Source organism: Micromonospora sp. NPDC049903 (genome assembly GCF_044460945.1).
Taxonomy (GTDB): Bacteria; Actinomycetota; Actinomycetes; order Mycobacteriales; family Micromonosporaceae; genus Micromonospora.
Genome location: NZ_JBITKL010000001.1, coordinates 497875 through 519916, shown reverse-complemented (window position 1 = coordinate 519916; position 22042 = coordinate 497875). Strand labels below are relative to the sequence as shown.

The window sequence follows — 22042 nt, the reverse complement described above, 5'->3', positions numbered from 1 at the left end:
CGGAGTGTAGCGATGTCCACTCAGGACGATCACTCCGGTCGTCGGGCGAGCCGGCCCACTCGCGCGGCTCGCCCGACGTACCACCGGTGTGCGCTACGGCCGCCAGGAGCCGGCGGAGCGGAACAGCGGCTTGTACTCCACCACACCGTTGGTGTCGGCGACGTCGAAGACGACGGTGCCGGTCCGCTTGGTGCCTTCGGGCAGGTTGTTGCCGGAACCGAGGGACTCACCGCAGCCGGCCAGGATCCCGGCCAGGCCGTTGACCGAGGTCCCGTCGGCGGCCACCCACTCGAAGTAGATCGGGTTGATGGAACCGGTGCCCTTGGTCACCGTGGCCGTCACGTCGGCGATCAGGTAGCGGCCCTTCCGCGGCTCGGGCGCGAACGACCGGCAGCCCTCGTTCACGGTCCGCACCCGGGTCACGGTGATCTCGACGGTGCCGTTGTTGTCGTTCACCACGAGGGTGGTGCCGATGCTCAGGTTGTACGTCTCGCCGCTCGGCGGCGAGTTGGTGGGCGGGGGCGGCGGCGGTGGCGCGGCCTCGGTCGGCGCGGCGCTCGGCGGCGGGTCCGGTGCCGGCGAGGCGGCCGACGGTATGGGCCGCGCGCCGGTCTCCCGTTCGTCATCCGTGCCGTTGAGCAGCGCGATGACGCCGCCGCCACAGCAGAGCAGCGCCAACGCGGCGACCACGGCCACCACGATCAGCGCGGTCTTGTTGCCGGAGCCGCCGCTGGGCTGCGGTGGTCCCAACGGGTAGCCGGGCGCCGCCGGTGGGTAGCCGGTGCCGCCGGGCGGATAGCCGCCCTGCTGGTAGCCGCCGGACGCGTACGGTCCAGGCTGCTGGTAGGCGCCGGGCGCCTGGTAGGGGTCGTGCGACGGGTACGCGGCGCCGGCCTGCGGGTACCCGACACCGGCCTGGTACGGGTCGTGCTGCGGGTACCCGCCAGCGGCGGCCTGGTGCGGCGCGTACGGCGATCCCGAGCTGGGCGGCTGGGGGGCACCCGAGGCCGGGTAGTGCGGCGATCCGGAGACCGGCTGCTGGGGGGAGCCTGCGGCCGGGTACTGGGGAGAACCGGAGACCGGGTACTGGGGGGCGCCGGAGACCGGCGGCTGGGGCGCGCCCGAGACCGGCGGCTGGGGCGCGCCCGAGACCGGTGGGGCGGGCGGTGGCTGCGGGGCGGCCCAGGCACTGTCGTGGTCGTCGGGCAGGGCGGACCACGTGCCGTCGGGCTGCGCGTCGTTCGGCTGCCCGACCGGCGGCAGGGGCGCCCACGGATCGCTGGGCGGCTGCGGCGGCTGGTAGGGGTCCTGCGGCCCGGATGGGGGCTGGGGGTCGCTCACCGTACTCCTCGGGCACCTGACGTCGAACGCGAACCGCCTGACGCTACCTCGGGCGGGCAACACCGAGCGGCCACCGGTAGGGGTCCGAGCGGAGGAGGACCAGGGGCCGTACGGCCCGGTCAGGGGTGGTGACGCTCAGGCGCGTACCGGCGACGGGGGCGTGGCGGGCTCACTGCGGCAGGAGTACGGCGGCGGTGCGGACCAGTTCCGCGTCGACCGCGTACCGGCCGGTCACCCGGGTCGGTGGGCGGTCGACCGGGGCGGCGTCGACCCGCGCCGGTGCGATGCGCGCCGTGAAGGTCCCGGTCTCCGGGTCGAGTTCCACCACCGCGTCGTGGAAGTCCAGCCAGGTGCCGACGATCGGGTGCCACAGCTTGTAGACCGTCTCCTTGGCGCTGAACGCCACCGTCGGCCAGGAGACGCCGGAGGGCAGGCGCGCGTACCGGTCCTCCTCCTCGGGCAGGCAGATCAGTCGGCGTACCCCCGGGCTCAGTTCCTTGTGCTGCTCGGCGTCCATGCCGACCCCGCGCACCTGGCTGCGGCGCGCGACCGCCGCCGCGCAGTAGCCCCGGGTGTGGGTGATGCTGCCGACCGTGCCCGCCGGCCAGACCGGCGCGCGGTCCTCGGCGGCGGGTACCGCGACCGGCGACAGGCCCAGCTCCGCCATGGCCCGTCGGGCGCAGACCCGGCCCGCGGTGAAGTCACGACGCCGGCTGTCCACCGCGCGTTCCCCGAGACCGGCCGCCTCCTCGGCGTAGAGCTGCCCGGACCAGTCCTGCTCGCGGGCCACCGCCACCGCCACCTCGGGAGGCAACAGGTCACGCACGCGCGATCACCGGGTGGTGCGTTCGGCGGGCCGCCCCGGTACCGTCGACCGGCGGCGAGTGCTCTGCGTGAAGGTGGCGCGTACGGTGTGTCGCGGCGGTCATGGTTGGTCAACGTACCGCAACGACGTAACGCCGTGCCGACCCCGGGCGCTGTTGGGGCGCACGGTGCTTGTGGCGCGGCGGCGGGTGCCCACCCGCGGTCCTGTGTGGAGGCGGAAGGGAGCGCGATGACAGGTGTGGCGGATCGCTCGGGGAGTGCGGTGACCGAGACCGGTGGTGAGGTGCCGTCGCAGCGGGTGGCCGAACACGCCCCGGTGACTCCCGACTGGACCTGCGGCACCTGCGGCGCGGACTGGCCCTGCGAGCCGAAGCGTGCCCAGTTGCTGATCGAGTACGGGACGGACCGGCCGATGCTCAGCGTCTATCTGGGCGCGTGCCTGGCCGCCGCCGTCGAGGACCTGCACGCACCCGGATCGACCTCGTTGCAGGACCGGTTCCTCGGCTGGCTGCCCCGTCGCCCGAGGCACCCGGCGAGCCCACCGACGACGTGATCCCGGCCACCACGCCGCCCGGACCGGGCACGCCACTGGCCAGGTGAAACGTGAGGCGACTTCCGGTTCGGCGCGGCGCTCGTCCAGCGTCGCCCGAGGGTGCCGCCCGCCACGGATCGTCCCCGTGACGGGCCCCGGTCGGAAATCTGACCCGAGCCGCCCCGTTGTGCCGCTGGTCATGGGTGGTTAAGCTGCAGATGCGCGCCCCAATCGCCCGCTTCCCCCGTGGCAGGCGATCGGGGCGCGTCCTTTTGTCCGGACTGATCGTCGGGACAGACGTGAAGGGCCCGTACGCCGTGGCGTACGGGCCCTTCGCCGTCGGCGTCAGATCCAGCGACCGTCCAGCCACATCCGTGCGGACCACTCCGCGTACGGCAGCGACTGACCGACGAAGATCGGATAGAAATACGCGAAACAGAGGACGACGAGCACCATGTACGCCCCCACGATCACCCCACCCACCAGGCGGCGGTCCCGGGTGGCCTCGTCGTCGAGGACCGGTCGGGTGCCGCTCGGCCCGGCCGGCGACGCTATCGCCCCGAGTACGTAGACCACCGCCAGCACGAGGAACGGCAGCGCGGGCGCGGCGTAGAACGAGAACATCGTCCGCCCGTCCAGAGCGAACCAGAACCACGGCAACAGGCCGGCGGCCACGCTGAGCAGGATCGTGCCGGCGCGCCAGTCCCGGCGGGCCAGGCCGAGCCAGACCAGCGCCACCAGCGCGGGCAGGAACGACCACCAGAGCAGCGGGGTGCCGAGCAGGAGGATCTCCTCGGCACAGCTCGCCGCGCCACAGGGGCTGTCGTTGGTCCAGTGGAAGGCGACCGGTCGGCCCAGCAGCAGCCACTGCCAGGGCCACGACTGGTATTTGTGCGGGTCGTCTAGTTGGCCGTGGAAGCCGAGCGCGGCCTGGTGGTACTGGACCAGGTTCCACAGCGCCCCGACCACGGGCAGGTCGCTGAGCCCGGCGTCCGGGTAGCGCTCGGCGAGCCGGTAGTAGCCCTCCTGGCTGCGCAGCCAACCCGACCAGGACGCCACGTAGGTGACCGCCATCAGCAGGCCGGCGAGCGCCATCCACGGCACCCCGTCGAGCATGGTGGCCCGCCACGGCCTGGGCACCCCCGCCGAGCGGCGGACACCGACGTCCCAGAGGAGCATCAGCAGTGCGAACGCGGGCACGAAGAACAACGCGCTCCACTTGACCGCGAAGGCGCAGCCGAGCAGGACCCCGGCGGCGAGCCGCCACCAGGGCCAGTTCCGCCAGCCGCCGGGCGGGCGGCCGGCGCGGCCCCGGGCGGTCGGGTCCAGCCCCTCCTCCAGCGCCCGGGCCCAGCGTCGACGCTGCGCGTCCCGGTCCAGCACCAGCGCACCGAAGGCGGCCAGCACGAAGAAGAGCAGGAAGAGGTCGAGCAGGGCGGTGCGGGACAGCACCAGGTGGAAGCCGTCGAGCGCGAGCAGCAGGCCGGCGGCGCAACCGAGCACGGTGGAATGGAACATCCGGCGGCCGATGCGGATCAGCAGCAGCACCGAGAGCGTGCCGAACAGCGCCGCCGAGAAGCGCCAGCCGAACTCCGGCGAGGTGGTCGTCAGCGCGCCGGGCACCGAGATGCCGTGTTCGGCGTCGGCGTAGCCGAAGGCCCACTCACCGAGACCGATCAACCACTTGCCCAGCGGCGGATGGACCACGTACGACGGTCCACCGTCCTTGTAGTTCCACTCGACGCCCTTGTCGATCAGCCCCCAGGCGTCCCGGGCGTAGTAGACCTCGTCGAAGATCTTGCCGGGCGGATGGCTGAGGTTGGCGAAGCGCAACACCGCCGCGATCGCCACCACCACGGCGGTGGCCCACCACGATCTACGGTCCACGCGGGCCTCGACGGTGGCCAGCCGACGGCGGATCGCCGCCGGTACGCCACCGCCGCCCGTGTCACCGGTCGAGGCGGCCGGCTGCTCCGGCCCCGGCTGGTCCGTGTTCGCGCTCTGTGCTGTCGACGCACTCGTCACCCGGCGATCGTAGGCTGCGGAGGGGGCCGCTGGCGTACATCGTCTCCGAATCCGGTACGACCGTCGATGAAGGAGTGCCTACTCGTGGGTGAAATGTCCGAAACTGGCCGCCTGGTCCTCCTCGGCGCGCCGCTCGGCAACCCCGCCGACGCCTCCAGCCGACTGCGAGACGTGCTCGGCACCGCCGACGTGGTCGCCGCCGAGGACACCCGGCGGCTCAGTCGACTGGCCCGCGACCTGGGCGTGAGCATCCCGGGCCGGATCGTCTCCTACTTCGAGGGCAACGAGGAGCGCCGTACCCCCGAACTGGTCGACGTGCTCACCGCCGGGTACCTCGTCGCGCTGGTCACCGACGGCGGCATGCCGAGCGTCTCCGACCCCGGCTACCGGCTGGTCCGCGCCGCCCTGGACGCCGGGATCCCGGTCACCGCCGCCCCCGGACCGAGCGCCGTCACCACCGCCCTGGCGCTGTCCGGGCTGCCCTGCGACCGGTTCTGCTTCGAGGGTTTCCTGCCGCGTACGCCCGGCGCCCGCCGGACCCGGCTGCGGGCGCTGGCGACGGAGGAACGGACCCTGGTGCTGTTCGAGTCCCCGCATCGGATCACCGCGGCGCTGACCGACCTGGCCGACGCGTTCGGCGCGGACCGGCCCGCCGCGCTCTGCCGCGAGCTGACCAAGACGTACGAGGAGGTGCTCCGCCGCCCGCTCGGTGACCTCGCCCGATGGGCCGCCGACGGTGATCCGCGCGGCGAGATCACCCTCGTGGTGGCCGGGGCGCCTGCCACGCCGCCGACCCGGCCGGACGACGACGCCCTGCGCGCCGCGGTCGCCGAGCGGGAAGCCACCGGCCAGAGCCGCCGAGACGCCATCACCGAGGTGGCGACCGTCTTCGGACTGCGTCGTCGCGACGTCTACGCCGTCGTGCACCAGGTGTAAGGAAGGGCCCCCTACTAACGCCTCGTGTATAGGAAGGGTCCCTTCCTTACATCTCACCAGGCGGCGGCGAGGAAGCCGAGCGTGATCGCCAGCGGGCCGGCGAAGGCGACGGTGACCGCCCAACGACGGCCCCGTGGATCGGGCAGTCGCGTCGCGCCGGTCCAGCGGGCGATCCCGGCACCGCAGCCGAGCACCCCCAGCAGGCCGAGCAGCCAGCGCAGGTGCGCACCGACACCGTGATCGGCGTACGCGACGGCGGCGTCCGGACCGGTCACCCGGGCGGGTAGCGCCGTCCCGGCGATCGTCCGCTGCTCCGGGACCCCGCTGACCCGTACGCCGTGGGTGCGGAACCCGCCGTCGGCGGCGGTGAAGATCCCCCGGCAGCGCTGGGTCAACCCGTCACCGGTGCACCCGGTCACCACTGCGGTGCCCGAGGTGCCCTGCCCGGCAGCGAGCAGGATCGGGCCCGCGCTGACCCAGGCGAAGAACGCCGCCACGAGGCTCAGGCCGACCAACGCGGCCAGTCCCGGCAGCGGGTCGGGCGGATGACTGCTCCGCTCCCGGTGGCGTACCTGCCGGAGCCGACGAAACAGCCCGCGCTCGCCGGGCGGATCCTGCCGCACCGGCGTGCCGTCCCAGTGCACCTGTTCGATCGGCGCCCAGAACGTGTCCTCCTCGTCGACGTCGGCGGGGTCGGCGAACGGATCCGCGCCGAGATGCCGCGCCGAACGCACCGGCACCCGGTGCGGCAGTGTGCCGACCGGGGCGCCGGTGGTCGGCTCCACCTCGACACCCTGCTCCGGCGCCGCCGGTTCACCGAGGGCGCCACCGGCCGGGTTCGCCCCGTCGGGCGTCACCGTCCGGGGGTGCGGGGCCACGGCGTGGGTACGCGTCGACGCGGCCGGGTCCGGCCAGGTCTCGGTGGGGAGGCCGTCCTCGTGGTCGCGGGCGGCGCGGCTGCCAGTCACGCGGTTCATTGGACACCGGCGCGGGTGTTGGGACGCGCAGCTCAGGCAGCGTGTCGGCGACAAATCGGACCAGCCGTTCGCCCGGAATGGCCGGATTGTCGAGCGGGCGGCCCTATTGGTTCGCAGCCGCCCCAGGGGGGTCACTACGCTTGCTGGGCATGAGTCACGTTCTCGCGGCGGTCGCCTGGCCGTACGCCAACGGCCCGCGCCACATCGGCCACGTCTCCGGTTTCGGCGTTCCCTCCGACGTCTTCGCCCGGTACATGCGGATGGCCGGCCACGACGTGCTCATGGTCTCGGGCACCGACGAGCACGGCACCCCGATCCAGGTGCAGGCCGACGCCGAGGGGCTCACGCCCCGTGAGCTGGCCGACCGGTACAACCGGGTGATCGTCGAGGACCTGCACGGACTGGGCCTCTCCTACGACCTGTTCACCCGCACCACCACGCGGAACCACTACGCGGTGGTGCAGGAGTTGTTCGAGGGGATGTACCGCAACGGGTACATCGTGCCGAAGACCACCATGGGCGCCATCTCCCCGTCGACCGGCCGGACCCTGCCCGACCGCTACATCGAGGGCACCTGCCCGATCTGCGGCTACGACAGCGCCCGCGGCGACCAGTGCGACAACTGCGGTAACCAGCTCGACCCGATCGACCTGATCGACCCCAAGTCGAAGATCAACGGCGAGACGCCGAAGTTCGTCGAGACCGAGCACTTCTTCCTTGACCTGCCCGCCCTCGCCGACGTGCTGCGACAGTGGTTGGACACCCGGGAGGGCTGGCGGCCCAACGTGCTGCGGTTCTCCCGCAACCTGCTGGACGACCTCCAGCCCCGGGCCATCACCCGGGACCTGGAATGGGGCGTACCGATCCCGCTCGACGGCTGGCGCGACCGCACCGACAAGCGGATCTACGTCTGGTTCGACGCCGTGATCGGATACCTCTCCGCCTCCGTGGAGTGGGCCCGCCGCTCCGGCGACCCCGAGGCGTGGCGTCAGTACTGGAACCAGAAGGACGCCGAGGGCGGTGCCGACGGGGACGCCGAGTCCTACTACTTCATGGGCAAGGACAACATCGTCTTCCACTCGGTGATCTGGCCCGCGCTGCTGGCCGGATACTCCGGCGAGGGCGACAAGGACGGCGAGCCGGGCCGGCTCGGGCGGCTCCACCTGCCCACCGAGGTGGTCTCCAGCGAGTTCCTCACCATGGAGGGACGCAAGTTCTCCTCCTCCCGCCGGGTGGTCATCTACGTCCGGGACTTCCTCGAGCGCTACGACGCCGACGCACTGCGCTACTTCATCGCCGTCGCCGGCCCGGAGAACAACGACACCGACTTCACCTGGGCCGAGTTCCTCCGCCGCAACAACGACGAACTGGTCGCCGGCTGGGGCAACCTGGTCAACCGGTCGGTGTCGATGGCGGCGAAGAACTTCGGCGCGATCCCGCCGGTCGGCCCGGACGGTCTCACCGAGGCCGACGAGGCGCTACTCGCGGTGGCCCGCACCGGCTTCGCCACGGTCGGCGACCTGATCGCCCGGCACCGGCAGAAGCAGGCCATCGGCGAGGCCATGAAGGTGGTCGCCGAGGCCAACAAGTACCTCTCCGACCAGGCGCCCTGGAAGCTCAAGGACGAGGCGGACAAGCCCCGGATGGGCACGATCCTGCACGTCGCCCTTCAAGTGGTCAGCGACGCCAACACCCTGCTCACCCCGTTCCTGCCGCACTCCGCGCAGAAGGTGCACGAACTGCTCGGCGGCACCGGCGTCCACGCGCCGATGCCGGTGATCGAGGAGGTCGACGACCTCGACGGCGGGCCCGGGTATCCGGTGCTGACCGGGGACTACACGCAGGGCGCGCGCTGGGAGTCAGTGCCGCTCGCGGTCGGCCGGGCGCTCGCCGCGCCCAAGCCGGTGTTCCGCAAGCTCGACCCGTCCATCGTCGACGAGGAACTGGCCCGGCTGGAGAGCTGACCCGGGCCACCGGGCCGACGACCGGTGACCACACGTTCGGCGGGCGCGACCCCGACATCGGGATCGCGCCCGCCGCGCGTCGACCGACGCGGCTACGCCCGCGCCGGGAGCCGGGTCAGGCCCGGACCATCGACGGCGACCCGATGAACTCCATGATCGCGTCGTTGACCTGGTCGGCGTTGGTCCACGGAATACCGTGCGGGGCGCCCTTGAGGGTGACCAGCCGGCTGTCCGAGATCAACGGCTGCAACCGCTGACCGGTCTTCGGGTACGGCAGGACCATGTCCTTGTCGCCCTGCACGAGCAGGATCGGCACGTCGATCCGCGACACGTCGGCCCGGAAGTCGGTGCCCCAGGCGTCCACGCAGTCGTGCGTGGCCTTGGCCGAGGCCCGCGCGCCGATCTCCCAGTGCGCCCGGTACGCCTCCTCGCTGACCAGCTTGCCCCGGTTCTCGTCGTAGTTGAAGAACGCGTTGCAGAAGTCGGTGAGGTACGCGAACCGGTCCTCGATGATGGCCTTCTTGAACCCCTCGAAGAGGCTCCCCTCGACACCCTCCGGGTTGTCCGGAGCCTGCCGCAGGTACGGCGCCAGCGGCGCCAGCAGCACCGCCCGGTCCACCCGGTCCGAGCCGTACGCACCCAGGTAGCGGGTCACCTCGCCGGTGCCCATCGAGTGCCCGACCAGGATCGTGTTGCGCAGGTCCAGCTCGGTCATCAGCACGTCGAGGTCGGCGGCCAGGGTGTCGTAGTCGTACCCGAACGCCGGCTGGGCCGAGTTGCCGAAACCTCGCCGGTCGTACGTGATCACCCGGTAACCGGCCGCGAGCAGGGGACTGACCTGCTTCTCCCAGGTCGCCCCGTTGAACGGGAACCCGTGGATCAGCACGATCGGCTGACCGGAGCCGTGGTCCTCGTAGTACAGGTCGATGGGCGCGGAGTTCTCCGTCCCGACGGTGATGAAGGGCATGTCCACTCCTACGATTCGGACAACGCTGTCGCCCACGCATTCCCGCGTGACCTCCCGATATGCCCGAGCCGGTCCGGCGTTAGAGGACGTACGGGTGGTCCACCACACGGTCGTCGGTCACCTCGGCACCCGGTGCCCAGGTCTCGTAGACGCCCCGTTCGTGACACTGTGCCCCGGTGGCCAGCACCGCGTCCGGATTCGGGCGGCGCAGCCGCAACCGCAGCCACCCCGACTCCTCCCGCAACACCAGACACGGCACGTCGCGCCAGGTGGCCACCCGCACCCGCCGGCTCACCCCGTCGACCGGGTACCGGGCGGCCCTGGTCAGCGCCAGCACCCGGAACCCGCCGGGCAGATCCGCCACCGCCTCGTACTCCCCGCCGCCGTATGCGCCGACCAGCCGCGTCGACCGGGGAGCCTCGCCGGTCGGCACGTACTCCTGATCCGGCGACAGGCCCGGCACGGCGGCCAGCAGGTGCCGCCACTGCGGACCCACCATCCGCAACCAGCCGCGCTGCTCCGCCTGGTATGCGTAGAGCACCACCTCCGGGCCCTGCGCCGGATACGCCAACAGGGTGGCGTTCGCCGGCATCGGCAGGTCGGCGAAGTCCCGGGTGACGAACTCCGGGATCAGGTGATGACTGCTCGGCGTGAACCCGGTGCCCAGCACCGCCGGTCCCACCCGGTCACGGGACCCCAACGCCGCCAGCCCCCGGTACGCCGCGCCGGCCGGCACGTCGTAGTCGGTCGGGTCGGCGGCCCGCCACCGCACCGCATACGTCACGTCCACACCGTCCCGGCTGCCCCCGCCGTCGGTGCGCAGCACCGAGGTGGCCGCCGGCGTACGCAGATGCGCCACGTCGTGTTCCCGGAAGCAGAAGCCGTGCGGCAGCCACCCCCGCACGAAACCGGCGAGCTGCCGGGCGGAGAGGATCTTCACCATCCGGGTGCCCCGACGCACCACCGCCGAGGCGCGCACCGCCGTGACCAGCGGATCGTCCGCCGCGTCGGGCTGCTGGCTGAGTCGGTGCACCTGCGACCAGCCGTGCTCGCGGTGCAGCGGCACCAGCAGCGGCGCCTCCGGGTCCTCGCTCGGCTCACCCGACCCGTGCACCGCCGTCACCTCGCTGGCGTGCACGAACCGCCGCCACGGCAGCGCCGCACTCGGCCGGGGCGCCCACTCGAAACCGGCCACCTCGTCGGCGCTGAACAACTCGTACGCCGCACCTCGGGCGATCTCGTCGGCCGCGTACACCGCGCCGCCGAACGTCACCCGCAGTCCGGTCCGCTGCCGCGCCGTGCCGTCGTCCGTTCGCGGCCCGATACTCACCGGAGCGACGGTAGGGGTCTCCGGCGTAGCCGAGGTGAACCACGGGTGGCGGGCGGGTGGACTCGGGCGGTGTGTGATGCTGTCGACTGATGAGCGAGCCCACCGAGTCCCGCCGCCAGCGCGCCTCCCGCCGCGCCGGCGAGTTCCCACCCGCGCCGGAGCCGCTGCCCCGACCGGTGCTGGACAGCCACACCCACCTGGACATCACGGTGAACGAGGTCGGCGTCCCGCAGGGCAGCGCCGCCGCCGACCCGGTCGCCGCCGCGATCGAGGTCGCCGCCGCCGTCGGCGTGGACCGGCTGGTGCAGGTCGGCGTCGACGTGGAGTCCTCCCGTTGGGGCGCCGAGGTGGCCGGCGCGTACCCGGCGGTGGTCGCCACCGTCGCGCTGCACCCCAACGAGGCACCCCGGTGCCGCGACCTCGACGCATCGCTGCGCGAGATCGAGACGCTGGCCGCCGAGGACCGGGTCCGCGGCATCGGCGAGACGGGCATGGACTTCTATCGCACCGGCGACGAGGGCCGGGCCGCGCAGGAGGACAGCTTCCGGGCCCACATCGCCATCGCCAAGCGGTACGCCAAGACGCTGGTCATCCACGACCGCGACGCACACGCCGACGTGCTGCGCATCCTCGACGACGAGGGCGCACCGGAGACCGTGGTACTGCACTGCTTCTCCGGCGACGCCGAGTTCGCCGCCGAGTGCGTCCGCCGGGGCTACCTGCTCAGCTTCGCCGGCACCGTCACCTTCGGCAGCGCCGGGGCACTGCGGGAGGCCGCGGCGCTCACCCCGCTCGACCAGATCCTGGTGGAGACCGACGCACCGTACCTGACCCCGATGCCGCACCGGGGCCGCCCCAACGCCTCGTACCTGATCCCGCTGACCGTTCGGGCGCTGGCCGACGCCACCGGCGCCGACCTGGACGACCTCTGCGCCGCCATCTCCGCCACCGGCGAACGCGCCTTCGGGCCGTGGTCCTGACCGTGCCCGCAGACCTGCTCGGCCCGGCGGAGATCCGGGAACTCGCCGCCCGCCTCGGCGTCGCCCCCACCAAGAAGTTCGGCCAGAACTTCGTGCACGACCCGAACACCGTCCGCCGGATCGTCACCACCGCCGGGCTGACCCCGGACGACGTGGCCCTGGAGGTCGGCCCCGGGCTCGGCTCGCTCACCCTGGCCCTGCTCCGCGCCGCCGCCCACGTGCACGCCGTCGAGATCGACTCGACGCTGGCCGGCGCGCTGCCGGACACCGCCGCCCGGCACGCCGGCCCGGACGCCGTCCGACTCACCGTGCACCACGCCGACGCGCTCCGGACCACCGCCGCCGACCTGGCCGACCCGGCGCCCACCGCGCTGGTCGCGAACCTTCCCTACAACGTCGCCGTACCGGTCGTGCTGCACCTGCTCGCCGAACTGCCCAGCCTCCGGCACGGCCTGGTGATGGTGCAGAAGGAGGTCGCCGACCGGCTCGTCGCCGGACCCGGCTCCAAGGTGTACGGCGTGCCCTCGGTCAAGCTCGCCTGGTACGCCCGTTCCCGGGCCGCCGGCAAGGTGCCCCCGAACGTGTTCTGGCCGGTACCGAACGTCGACTCCGGTCTGGTCGCCTTCACCCGCCGCGAACCACCCCGCACCGACGTGCCCCGGGCCGCCGTCTTCGCCGTGGTGGACGCCGCCTTCGCCCAGCGCCGCAAGACCCTGCGCGCCGCTCTCGCCGGCTGGGCCGGCGGTGCCGACCGGGCCGCCGCGGCGCTCACCGCCGCCGGAGTCGACCCCGGCGCACGCGGCGAGTCACTCACCGTGGAGCAGTTCGCCGCCGTCGCCGCGTCGGCCCCGAACCACCCGCCGGCCGCGCAGTAGGCTGACGCGGACGCCGGTACGCCGTCGCCGACATCGCCGAGGAGCTGATCGTGGAGAAGCCGTTCGACATCCGGGTGCGTCCACGGGACACCGTCCGGTGACCGAGGCATGGCGACCGGAGGGTGAGGAACGGCGTGGTGCCGGCGGACCGGTCCGCGTACGGGTGCCCGCGAAGATCAACCTGCACCTCGGGGTCGGCCCGCTGCGACGCGACGGCTACCACGAGCTGAACACCATCTACCACGCGATCTCGATCTACGACGAGCTGACCGCGCGGCGGGGCGACACCCTCACCCTCACCATGGAGGGGGAGGGGACCGGTGAACTCGCCCTCGACGACTCCAACCTGGTCATCCGCGCCGCGCACGCCCTCGCCGGCTATGCCGGAGTGATGCCGCACGCCCGGCTGCACCTGCGCAAACAGATCCCGCTCGCCGGCGGTCTCGCCGGTGGCAGCGCCGACGCCGCCGCCGCACTGGTCGCCTGCGACGCCCTCTGGGGCACCGGACTGGCCCGCGACGAACTGGCCGGCATCGCCGCCGACCTCGGCTCGGACGTCCCCTTCCTGATCCACGGCGGCACCGCACTCGGCACCGGCCGGGGCGAGGCGGTCAGCCCCGTGCTGGCCCGGCCCACCTCCTGGCACTGGGTCGTCGCCATCGCCGACGGCGGCCTCTCCACGCCGCAGGCATACCGGGAACTCGACCGGCTCCGCGACGCCGGCACCGCCGGAGAACCGCTCGGCAGCACCGACACGCTGCTCGCCGCGCTGCGCCAACGCGACCCCCGGGTGCTCGCCCCCACCCTCGGCAACGACCTGCAGGACGCCGCGCTGGCCATGCGCCCCGCCCTGGCCGACACCCTCAAGGCCGGCGAGGCGGCCGGCGCGCTCGCTGGCATCGTCTCCGGGTCCGGCCCGACGTGCGTCTTCCTCACCGCCGGGTCGGCCGACGCCGAACGCGTCGCCGCCGAACTGGAAGCCGCCGGGGTGTGCCGCGAAGCCCGCATCGCCCACGGCCCGGTCCACGGCGCCCGCGTCACCTGACCCATTGACCCGCCCTGCACAGGGCCGGTCTCTCGCCGAGCCGGTCAGGCGCGCGGCCGTGGTCTAGTGCGGCCCGTGTCGAGCTGATGGCGAGATCGGATCGCAGTCACCGGGTCGTGACCGACTACGGCGCCTGTCGAGCTGACGGCGGGAATGAATCATGCTCGGGAGATCGTCGCCCTGCGCCACGTTCCGCCGCGCCACGTTCCGCCGCGCCACGGTCCCCGCGCCACGGTCCCCGCCGGCATGGTCGCGCTGAAGCGACTGGCGAGGCCGTGCGGTCCGGGTGCGGCACCAGCGGAAGTCGACGCCGAACCCAGCCGCGGTGAGAGCGCGGACGGATCAGCTCGACAGGCAGCCGACCAGAGACCGTGCCGGGCCGCCGTGGGCACCCGCACGTCGAGGTCCATCCGTACCGCCGGGGCCCGTTCGCGCCACCGAGGTCCGACCGCACTGTCGAGCGTCACCCGGCCGTGCGCGCTCCGCTGCCCGGTGGATGTCGGCCCGCGCCTCGGGCGTGGTCGGGCGGGCGCCGGGCGGCGGTGTCGTTCCGCGTACCCTGGAAGGCCAGGCGTCCCCAGGTGCCCGCCGGCACCGGGACGCCTTGATCATGAAAGGTGGGTTCGTGGCCAACATCGTCAACCTCGACCGGGTGTCCAAGGGCTACGGCGCCGCCGGGCCGCTGCTCACCGACGTCTCGCTCGGTCTGGACGACGCCGACCGGATCGGTGTGGTCGGGCTCAACGGCGCCGGCAAGTCGACGCTGCTGCGGCTGCTCACCCGGACCGAGGAACCCGACGACGGGCGGGTCACCCACCGCCGTGACCTGAGGGTCGCCTGGTTGCCGCAGAACCTCACCCTCAGCCCCGAGGCCACCGTCCGGGACGTCGTCCTGGGCACCGAGTGGCTCGCCGAGAGCATGGGCGCCGAACACGAGTGGGCAGGCGACGCGGGCGTACGCGCCATCCTCGACGGGCTCGGCATGCCGCACCTGGGCCTCGATGCCCCGGTCGGGCCGATGTCCGGCGGCGAGCGCCGCCGGGTGGCGCTGGCCGCACTGCTGGTCCGCGACGCCGACCTGCTGATCCTCGACGAGCCCACCAACCACCTCGACGTCGGCGGCGTCGACTGGCTGGCCCACCACCTGCTCGGCCGCAAGGGCGCCCTGGTCGTGGTCACCCACGACCGCTGGTTCCTCGACGCGGTCTGCACCCAGACCTGGGAGGTCGCCGACCAGGCCGTCCGGGCCTACGAGGGCGGCTACGGCGCCTGGATCCTCGCCCGGGCCGAACGCGAACGGATCGCCGCCGCCACCGAGGCCCGGCGGCAGAACCTGCTCCGCAAGGAGATCGCCTGGCTGCGCCGGGGTCCGCCGGCCCGGACCTCCAAGCCGAAGTTCCGCATCGACGCCGCCAACGCGCTCATCGCCGACGTGCCGCCGGCGCGCGACACCATGTCGCTGCAACGGCTGGCGACCGCCCGGCTCGGCAAGCAGGTGTACGACCTGGAGGGCGTCCGCCTGCACGCCGGTCCCAAGACGATCCTGACGGACGCCACCTGGCAGGTCGGCCCCGGCGACCGGGTCGCGATCCTCGGCGCCAACGGCGCCGGCAAGACCACCCTGCTGCGGATGCTCGCCGGCATCACCCACCCCGACGGCGGGCGGCTGGTCACCGGCTCCACGGTACGACCCGCCTTCCTCTCCCAGGAACTCGCCGAACTCCCCAGCGAACTGCGGGTCCTGGAAGCCGTCGAAGAGGTGGCCCGACGGGTACGCCTCGGCGACCGGGAGATCTCCGCCGCGCAGCTCGCCGAGGTGTTCGGCTTCGACGACCGGCGGCTCTGGACCCCGGTCGGTGACCTCTCCGGCGGGGAACGGCGGCGGCTCCAGATGCTCCGCCTGCTCGCCGCCGAACCGAACGTGCTGCTGTTCGACGAGCCCACCAACGACCTCGACACCGACACCCTCGCCGCGCTGGAGGATCTGCTCGACTCCTGGCCCGGCACCATCGTGGTGGCCAGCCACGACCGCTACCTCATCGAGCGGGTCGCCGACTCCACGTACGGCATGTTCGGCGACGGCCGGCTGGTGCACCTGCCCGGCGGCGTCGAGGAGTACCTGGCGCGTACCGCCGACCGGCCCGGCCCGGGGCGCAGCGTCACGCCCTCCGCCGCCGCGTCCACCGACGGTGGCGGGGGAATGAGCGCCGCCGAGGCCCGGCAGGCGCGTAAGGAGCTGACCCGCCTCGAACGGCAGGTCGGCAAGCTGGAACAGAAGGAGGCGACGCTGCTCGACCAGCTCGCCGCCAACGCCACCGACTACACGAAGGTCGCCGAGCTGGACGCCCAGTTGAGCCAGGTACGCACGGAGCGGGAGCAGGTCGAGGAGGCCTGGCTCGCCCTGGCCGACGAGATCCCCGCCGGCTGACCATCGGCCCGCCCGCCCGACCTGCGACCCTCGGGGGACCCCGTGTGCGGCGTCACACGGCCGGGTACGGGAGAATCGCCGACGACCCCTCACCCAACGGCGTTGGAGACACAGACATGGCGCACACTCCCGTCAACCACCCCGCGCGGCCGATCTACCGGGCGATCGGCGGGCTGACCGGTCTGTACCTGGTGGTCTTCGGTGTGATCGGACTCGTCGGCAGCACCGGTGAGCCGGCCTTCGGGCTGAGCGACACCCGGGTCCTGGGGCAGGGCACCAACCTCGGCTTCTCGATCTTCTGCCTGGTGGTCGGCGGCCTCATCCTGTTCGGCACGGTGATCGGTCGCAACCTCGACGTGCTGATCAACCAGTGGACCGCGTACGTGATCATGGTGGTCAGTCTCGGCGGGCTCGCCTTCATCCGTACCGAGGCCAACGTCTTCAACATGAGCGTTTCCAGCATCGTCGTGCTGATGGTGCTCAGCCTGGTGCTGCTGATGGCCGGCATGTACGGCAAGGTCGGCAGCGACGACGAGCACGAGGCATGGCAGAAGGCTCGGCTGGTGCTCTGATCCTTTTTGCTCCTTCGGCTGTGGGTTTTCGCCGGGGTTGCGGTGGGGGTTCTCGCCGGAGCCCGACCCGCTCCGGGCGGTCAGGCTTGATCCCTGCGCGGGTCGGGCTCCGGCGAGAACCTGTCGGGGCCCGGTCCGCCCGAGGCTGAATTCTCCGCAGGTTCCGCCTTGGTCGGCTTCTCCGTGGGGGACAATTGTCCTGATTGTTCCCTGTTGGTGGAGGACCGATGCCGCACTTTCCGATCAACCACCCGGCGCGGCCGATCTACCGGGTGCTGTCCGGCCTGATCGGGCTCTACATCCTGATCTTCGGCGTCTGGGGCACCGCGCTCACCTGGGGTGAGCCACTGTTCGCCCGAGGTGGCAACTGGGCCCTCGGGCTCCGCACCAACCTGGCCTTCTCCCTGGTCTCCGTCGTCTTCGGGATCGTGCTCATCGTCGGCGCGTCCCGGCGCGGCAACCTCGGCCACTACATGAACCTGACCGCGGGAATCGTCTTCCTGGTCACCAGCATCCTGATGATGTCGGTGCTCCAGACCGAGGCCAACTTCCTGAACTTCTCGATGTCGACCGTGGTCGTCTCGATGCTCTTCGGCCTGATCCTGCTCGGCACCGGCCTGTACGACAAGGTCGGCCCGCCCGAGCACGCCGAGGCCGAACGCAACCTTCGCTACCACCCGGTCGCCGAGATCCACCGCCGACGCTGACCGGCACCGCCACTGACCGACACCGCCTACGGGCGGATCTCAGCGGACGCGCGTCGTGATCAGCCCCGGCTTCGCCTCCAGGTGCGACAACCCGTTCCAGGACAGGTTCACCAGGTGCGCCGCCACCGTCTCCTTACGCGGCTTGCGCACCTCCAGCCACCACCGACCGGTCAACGCCACCATCCCGACCAGCGCCTGCGCGTACAGCTCGGCCAGCTTCGCGTCGTACCCCCGGCTGGAGAACTCCGCGCCCAGGATGTGCTCCACCTGGTGCGCGACGTCGTTCATCACGCTGCTGAAGTTGCCCGTCGCGGAGAGCACCGGTGACTCCCGCACCAGCACCCGGAAACCGCTGGTCTCCTCCTCGATGTACCCGAGCAGGGCCAACGCCGCCTGCTCCAGCAGCTCCCGAGGATCGCCCGCTGTCAACGCGGTGGTGATCCGGTCCAGCAGCGAGCGGACCTCCCGGTCCACCACCACCGCGTACAGCCCCTCCTTGCCGCCGAAGTGCTCGTACACCACCGGCTTGGAGACCTTGGCGCGGGACGCCACCTCCTCGATGGAGGTGGCGTCGAAACCGCGCTCGGCGAAGATCTGCCGACCGATCACGATCAACTGCTCACGGCGCTGCGCCGCCGACATGCGTACCCGGGAAGGTGCCTTCGTCGACGTGGCCGGCACCGCGCGCCGACGGCGCTTGCCGCTCTCGTCGCTGGAGACCTCGGCCACCTCGTCACCTCGCCGGCGCTCGGTGACGCCCTGTCGTGGGATCCTGCTCGCGCTCTGCCCGGTCACCCGAACATACTGCCAGGTAACTTGACTGTCGGTGGTCCGGTCACCGTCAGGCCGCCCCGGGCTCCGCCGGCTTCGCCATCTTCGCCGCGAGCCGCTCCGGCTTCGGCCAGCGGACGTCCCACGCGGCCCCCACCTTCTCGAACAGCCAGATCACCCGGGCCGAGATGTCGATCTGGCCACGCAGCACCCCGTGCCGGGCGCTCGTCGGATCGGCGTGGTGCAGGTTGTGCCAGCTCTCCCCGAACGACACCAGCGCCAGCGGCCAGAAGTTGGCGGCCCGGTCACCCTGCCGCATCATGAACGGCCGCTCGCCGTAGACGTGGCACACCGAGTTGATCGACCAGGTGACGTGGTGCAGCAGGGAGATGCGGACCAGGCCCGCCCAGAACAGCGCGGTCAGCGCGCCCTGCCAACTCCAGGTCAGCAGCCCACCCATCAGTGCCGGACCCAGCACCGAGGCGGCCGCAAACAGCGGGAAGAGTGCGCTCGTCCGGCGGATGTCCCGGTCGGCGAGGAGGTCCGGCGCGAAGCGCTCCCGGTTGGACAGCTCACGACCGAACAGCCAGCCGACGTGCGCGTGGAACAGCCCCTTGGTCAGTCCGCGCAGCGTCGTCCCGAACCGCCACGGCGAGTGCGGGTCCCCCTCCAGGTCGGAGAAGGCGTGGTGACGCCGGTGGTCGGCGACCCACTGGATGATGTCGCCCTGCACGGCGAGCGAACCGGAGACCGCCAGTGCGACGCGCAGCCACCGCTTGGCCTTGAACGACCCGTGGGTGAAGTAGCGGTGGTAGCCGACCGTGATGCCCAGGCCGGCCAGCACGTACCAGAACGCCGCGATGCCCACGTCGACCCAGCTCAGCCAGCCGCCCCAGGCAACCGGCACGGCGGCGACCAGCGCCGCGAACGGAATCACCACGAACGCCCAGAGCGCGACCAGGATGCCGCGCGACTGGGTGCCCTCGGTGAGAGGCTTCGGACCGGTCGAGTGGGAGTCGAGAACAGCGCTGGACATGGCACCTCGCAGGGGACGGTGAGACAGCAAACTACGCCTACGTCACCGTAACTTACGGCGTCGAAAGATCACATCAGGCAGCGATGCTTGCCGATGCCCGAAGTGTCACACCCCGGTCCTAACCTGCACCCCATGACCGATTTCGACGCCGCCGAGGTGCGCCGACTACGGACCGAGGAGCAGCTCTCGGTCCGCGAGATTCGGGACCGTACGGGGCTCGGCCGCAATCGCGTGTACGAGCTGCTGCGCGGCGTCCCGCCCCCGGAGCGGACGCGGCGGCCCAACGCCAAGGACGCGCTGCGCGCCGAAGCGGTGGCGCTTCGTTCGGTCGGGCACTCGGTGCCGGACATCGCCCAGCGGCTGGGCGTGAGTCGATCCACCGCGTACCTCTGGGTCCGGGATCTGCCGCTCGACCGGCAGTCGCAGAGCGGCCTGGAGCGCCGTCGCGTCCGTTCGAGAGCCGCCTCCGAGGCGCGCTGGGCGACGCATCGCCGGACGCGCGACGAGGCGCAGGCGGCGGTGCACGCGGCGGCTGCCGACGTGGTCGGTGGCCGTCTGGAAGAGCGCGATCTGCTGCTCGGTGCGGCGATCTATTGGTGCGAGGGAGCGAAGTCGAAACCGTGGCGACGCTACGACCATGTGCAGTTCGTCAACAGTGACCCCGGATTGCTCGCTCTCTTCCTGCGCTTCCTCGAGACGTGCGGGGTGGATCGCGCTGCTCCGACCTATCGGGTCAGCATCCACGAGTCGGCGGATCCCGTCGCCGCCGCAGGGTGGTGGGCGGAGGAGTTGAGGTTGCCGCTCGCCCGGTTCCAGCGAGCGAACGTGAAGAAGCACAACCCGGTGACCGTCCGCCGCAACACCGGAGAGGGCTACCGGGGTTGCCTCGTGATCAATGTGCCGCGTAGCCGCGAGCTCTATTGGCGGATTGAAGGTATGATCGCCGAGCTGTTCCGGTCTGCGGCAGACCGCACAAGCATGAATTGATGTGGTGTCGCGGCTTGACACGTCAATGGGGTGTGGGGTAACGGCAACCCGCAGGCCTTTGGAGCCTTGAGCTCCTGGTTCGAATCCAGGCACCCCAGCACTTCGGGTGACCGCCGATCCTCGTGGCCATGCTAACCAGGCCGGATTGTCTGGTTAGCATGGCCGCGAGACTGTCCGCGTTCCGACGGGAGCCACCTCGTGTCCGAGCCCCACCCCCGTACCGTCGTCGTCCTTGCCGCCGGGGAGGGCAAGCGGATGAAGTCCGCGTTGCCCAAGGTGTTGCATCCGTTGCTCGGCCGGACGCTGCTCGGGCACGTACTCAACGCGGCGCAGCCGCTGGCGGCGGAGCGGACGATGGTGGTGGTCGGGCACGGCGCGGACCAGGTCCGGGGGCATCTGGCCGAGGCCGCGCCGGGAGCAGTCCCGGTCCTGCAGGCCGAGCAGTTGGGCACCGGGCACGCGGTGCGGATCGCGCTGGAGGCCGCACCGGAGGCGTCCGGCACGGTGGTGGTGCTCAACGGCGACGTGCCGCTGCTGCGGCCGGAGACGGTGGCCGGGCTGGTCGCGGCGCACGAGGGCGAGCGTGCGGCGGCGACTGTGCTGGCCGCCGAGGTGCCGGACCCCACCGGCCTGGGGCGGATCGTGCGCGACGCCGACGGCCGGTTGGAGCAGATCGTCGAGCAGCGCGACGCCACTCCGACGCAGCTCGCCGTCCGGGAGATCAACGCCGGCATCTACGCCTTCGACGCGGTACGGCTGCGGGACGTGCTCGGCAAGCTCTCCACCGACAACGACCAGGGTGAGGAGTACCTCACCGACGTCTTCAAGCTGCTGGTGTCGGCCGGCGAGCCGGTGGGCGTGCACCTGGCCGGCGACCACGCCGAGACGCTCGGCTGCAACGACCGGGTGGAGTTGGCGGGGCTGCGGCGGCTGCTGCGGGACCGGGTCAACGAGCGCTGGATGCGTACCGGGGTGAGTCTGCTGGACCCGGAGACGACGTGGATCGACGTGACGGTGGCCCTGGACCGGGACGCGGTGGTGGACCAGAACACCCAGTTGCGCGGCGGCTCGGTGGTGGGCGCGGGGGCGGTGGTCGGGCCGGACGTGACGCTGATCGACACGGTGGTCGGGCCGGGTGCGACGGTGCTGCGCAGCCACGCGGTCGGTGCCGAGGTGGGCGCGGGCGCGAGTGTGGGGCCGTACGCGTACCTGCGGCCGGCTGCTCGGTTGGCCGAGAAGTCGAAGGTGGGCACGTTCGTCGAGGTGAAGAACTCCGAGGTGGGGGCGGGCGCCAAGGTGCCGCACCTGTCGTACGTGGGTGACGCGACGATCGGGGCGCGGGCCAACATCGGCGCGGCGACGATCTTCGTCAACTACGACGGGGTGAACAAGCACCGCACGGTGGTCGGCGAGGCGGCCTTCGTGGGCTGCGACACCAGCCTGATCGCCCCGGTCGAGGTGGGCGCCGGTGCGTACGTGGCGGCGGGCAGCGCGATCAGCAAGGACGTACCGCCGGGTGCGTTGGGTGTGACGCGGGCGCCGCAGCGCAACGTGGAGGACTGGGTGACCCGTCGGCGGCCGGGTACGGCGTCGGCGGCCGCTGCCGAGCGGGCCTTGCAGGGTGCTCCGGGTGCGACCTCGCCCGCAAGTGAAGGTGAGGCAATCCACGGCGCAGCCGAGTCGGTGGGCGGTGCGCCGGAGGCGGGAGATACTGCAACCGAATAGTCCCCGGTCGACCACCACC

At 72.1% G+C, this 22042-nt stretch carries 19 protein-coding genes and 1 tRNA gene; 12 read left to right on the top strand and 8 right to left on the bottom strand.

The window, feature by feature from the left end:
* Nucleotides 1–93 precede the first annotated feature (93 nt).
* Both ACIBO1_RS02355 and ACIBO1_RS02350 read right to left on the bottom strand, forming a co-directional pair.
* Nucleotides 94–1341 carry a hypothetical protein gene (locus tag ACIBO1_RS02355; RefSeq protein ID WP_396740807.1) on the bottom strand — a complete coding sequence of 416 codons (1248 nt, stop codon included), beginning with the start codon at nt 1339–1341 and terminating at the stop codon, nt 94–96.
* A gap of 169 nt (nt 1342–1510) precedes the next feature.
* On the bottom strand, nt 1511–2167 hold the full coding sequence (locus ACIBO1_RS02350; protein WP_396740805.1) for a 4'-phosphopantetheinyl transferase: 657 nt from the start codon (nt 2165–2167) through the stop codon (nt 1511–1513).
* A 261-nt stretch (nt 2168–2428) separates the two neighbouring features.
* Between ACIBO1_RS02350 and ACIBO1_RS02345 the strand changes: the two genes are divergently transcribed.
* Nucleotides 2429–2719 carry a hypothetical protein gene (locus tag ACIBO1_RS02345; RefSeq protein ID WP_396740803.1) on the top strand — a complete coding sequence of 97 codons (291 nt, stop codon included), beginning with the start codon at nt 2429–2431 and terminating at the stop codon, nt 2717–2719.
* Nucleotides 2720–3043: 324 nt separating this feature from the next.
* Here the strand turns inward: ACIBO1_RS02345 and ACIBO1_RS02340 are convergent, their stop codons facing one another.
* Entirely contained in the window at nt 3044–4723 is a 1680-nt protein-coding gene (locus tag ACIBO1_RS02340; protein ID WP_396740801.1) for a dolichyl-phosphate-mannose--protein mannosyltransferase, read from the bottom strand.
* A gap of 66 nt (nt 4724–4789) precedes the next feature.
* Between ACIBO1_RS02340 and rsmI the strand changes: the two genes are divergently transcribed.
* Nucleotides 4790–5659 (top strand): 16S rRNA (cytidine(1402)-2'-O)-methyltransferase, encoded by an 870-nt coding sequence (gene rsmI / locus ACIBO1_RS02335; RefSeq protein ID WP_396740799.1) that lies wholly within the window; start codon nt 4790–4792, stop codon nt 5657–5659.
* Between the two features lie 53 nt (nt 5660–5712).
* Here the strand turns inward: rsmI and ACIBO1_RS02330 are convergent, their stop codons facing one another.
* Complete coding sequence (locus tag ACIBO1_RS02330) at nt 5713–6627, bottom strand: hypothetical protein (RefSeq protein ID WP_396740797.1); 915 nt, start codon at nt 6625–6627, stop codon at nt 5713–5715.
* 158 nt (nt 6628–6785) lie between these two features.
* Here ACIBO1_RS02330 and metG point away from each other — a divergent pair, with 158 nt between their 5' ends.
* Nucleotides 6786–8600 carry a methionine--tRNA ligase gene (metG, locus tag ACIBO1_RS02325; RefSeq protein ID WP_396740795.1) on the top strand — a complete coding sequence of 605 codons (1815 nt, stop codon included), beginning with the start codon at nt 6786–6788 and terminating at the stop codon, nt 8598–8600.
* A 115-nt stretch (nt 8601–8715) separates the two neighbouring features.
* On the opposite strand, the gene ACIBO1_RS02320 is transcribed toward metG, so the two are convergent.
* Nucleotides 8716–9567, bottom strand: coding sequence for an alpha/beta fold hydrolase (locus ACIBO1_RS02320; protein WP_396740794.1), 852 nt, complete (start codon nt 9565–9567; stop codon nt 8716–8718).
* Nucleotides 9568–9646: 79 nt separating this feature from the next.
* Entirely contained in the window at nt 9647–10897 is a 1251-nt protein-coding gene (locus tag ACIBO1_RS02315; protein WP_396740793.1) for a hypothetical protein, read from the bottom strand.
* An 89-nt stretch (nt 10898–10986) separates the two neighbouring features.
* Here ACIBO1_RS02315 and ACIBO1_RS02310 point away from each other — a divergent pair, with 89 nt between their 5' ends.
* The 6 genes from ACIBO1_RS02310 (at nt 10987) to ACIBO1_RS02285 (ending at nt 17504) form a co-directional block, all read left to right on the top strand.
* A complete protein-coding gene (locus tag ACIBO1_RS02310) occupies nt 10987–11877 on the top strand; it encodes a TatD family hydrolase (protein WP_396740791.1) in 891 nt (296 codons plus the stop codon).
* A 2-nt stretch (nt 11878–11879) separates the two neighbouring features.
* Nucleotides 11880–12752, top strand: a complete 873-nt coding sequence (gene rsmA, locus ACIBO1_RS02305; RefSeq protein WP_396741480.1) for a 16S rRNA (adenine(1518)-N(6)/adenine(1519)-N(6))-dimethyltransferase RsmA — start codon at nt 11880–11882, stop codon at nt 12750–12752.
* A gap of 97 nt (nt 12753–12849) precedes the next feature.
* A complete protein-coding gene (locus tag ACIBO1_RS02300) occupies nt 12850–13797 on the top strand; it encodes a 4-(cytidine 5'-diphospho)-2-C-methyl-D-erythritol kinase (protein WP_396740789.1) in 948 nt (315 codons plus the stop codon).
* A gap of 625 nt (nt 13798–14422) precedes the next feature.
* Entirely contained in the window at nt 14423–16225 is a 1803-nt protein-coding gene (locus ACIBO1_RS02295) for an ABC-F family ATP-binding cassette domain-containing protein (protein ID WP_396740787.1), read from the top strand.
* Between the two features lie 116 nt (nt 16226–16341).
* Nucleotides 16342–16797 (top strand): DUF4383 domain-containing protein, encoded by a 456-nt coding sequence (locus tag ACIBO1_RS02290; RefSeq protein ID WP_396740786.1) that lies wholly within the window; start codon nt 16342–16344, stop codon nt 16795–16797.
* A 227-nt stretch (nt 16798–17024) separates the two neighbouring features.
* Nucleotides 17025–17504, top strand: a complete 480-nt coding sequence (locus ACIBO1_RS02285; RefSeq protein ID WP_396740784.1) for a DUF4383 domain-containing protein — start codon at nt 17025–17027, stop codon at nt 17502–17504.
* Nucleotides 17505–17543: 39 nt separating this feature from the next.
* Here the strand turns inward: ACIBO1_RS02285 and ACIBO1_RS02280 are convergent, their stop codons facing one another.
* Nucleotides 17544–18233: a TetR family transcriptional regulator gene (locus ACIBO1_RS02280; RefSeq protein ID WP_396741478.1), complete on the bottom strand. Its 690-nt coding sequence runs from the start codon at nt 18231–18233 to the stop codon at nt 17544–17546.
* A gap of 112 nt (nt 18234–18345) precedes the next feature.
* Nucleotides 18346–19311 (bottom strand): acyl-CoA desaturase, encoded by a 966-nt coding sequence (locus ACIBO1_RS02275; protein ID WP_396740782.1) that lies wholly within the window; start codon nt 19309–19311, stop codon nt 18346–18348.
* A gap of 132 nt (nt 19312–19443) precedes the next feature.
* Between ACIBO1_RS02275 and ACIBO1_RS02270 the strand changes: the two genes are divergently transcribed.
* The 3 genes from ACIBO1_RS02270 (at nt 19444) to glmU (ending at nt 22023) form a co-directional block, all read left to right on the top strand.
* Nucleotides 19444–20298, top strand: a complete 855-nt coding sequence (locus tag ACIBO1_RS02270; protein WP_396740780.1) for a helix-turn-helix domain-containing protein — start codon at nt 19444–19446, stop codon at nt 20296–20298.
* A gap of 26 nt (nt 20299–20324) precedes the next feature.
* A tRNA-Gln gene (locus ACIBO1_RS02265) sits at nt 20325–20396 on the top strand.
* Nucleotides 20397–20496: 100 nt separating this feature from the next.
* Nucleotides 20497–22023: a bifunctional UDP-N-acetylglucosamine diphosphorylase/glucosamine-1-phosphate N-acetyltransferase GlmU gene (gene glmU / locus ACIBO1_RS02260; RefSeq protein WP_396740779.1), complete on the top strand. Its 1527-nt coding sequence runs from the start codon at nt 20497–20499 to the stop codon at nt 22021–22023.
* The last annotated feature ends 19 nt before the right edge of the window (nt 22024–22042 follow it).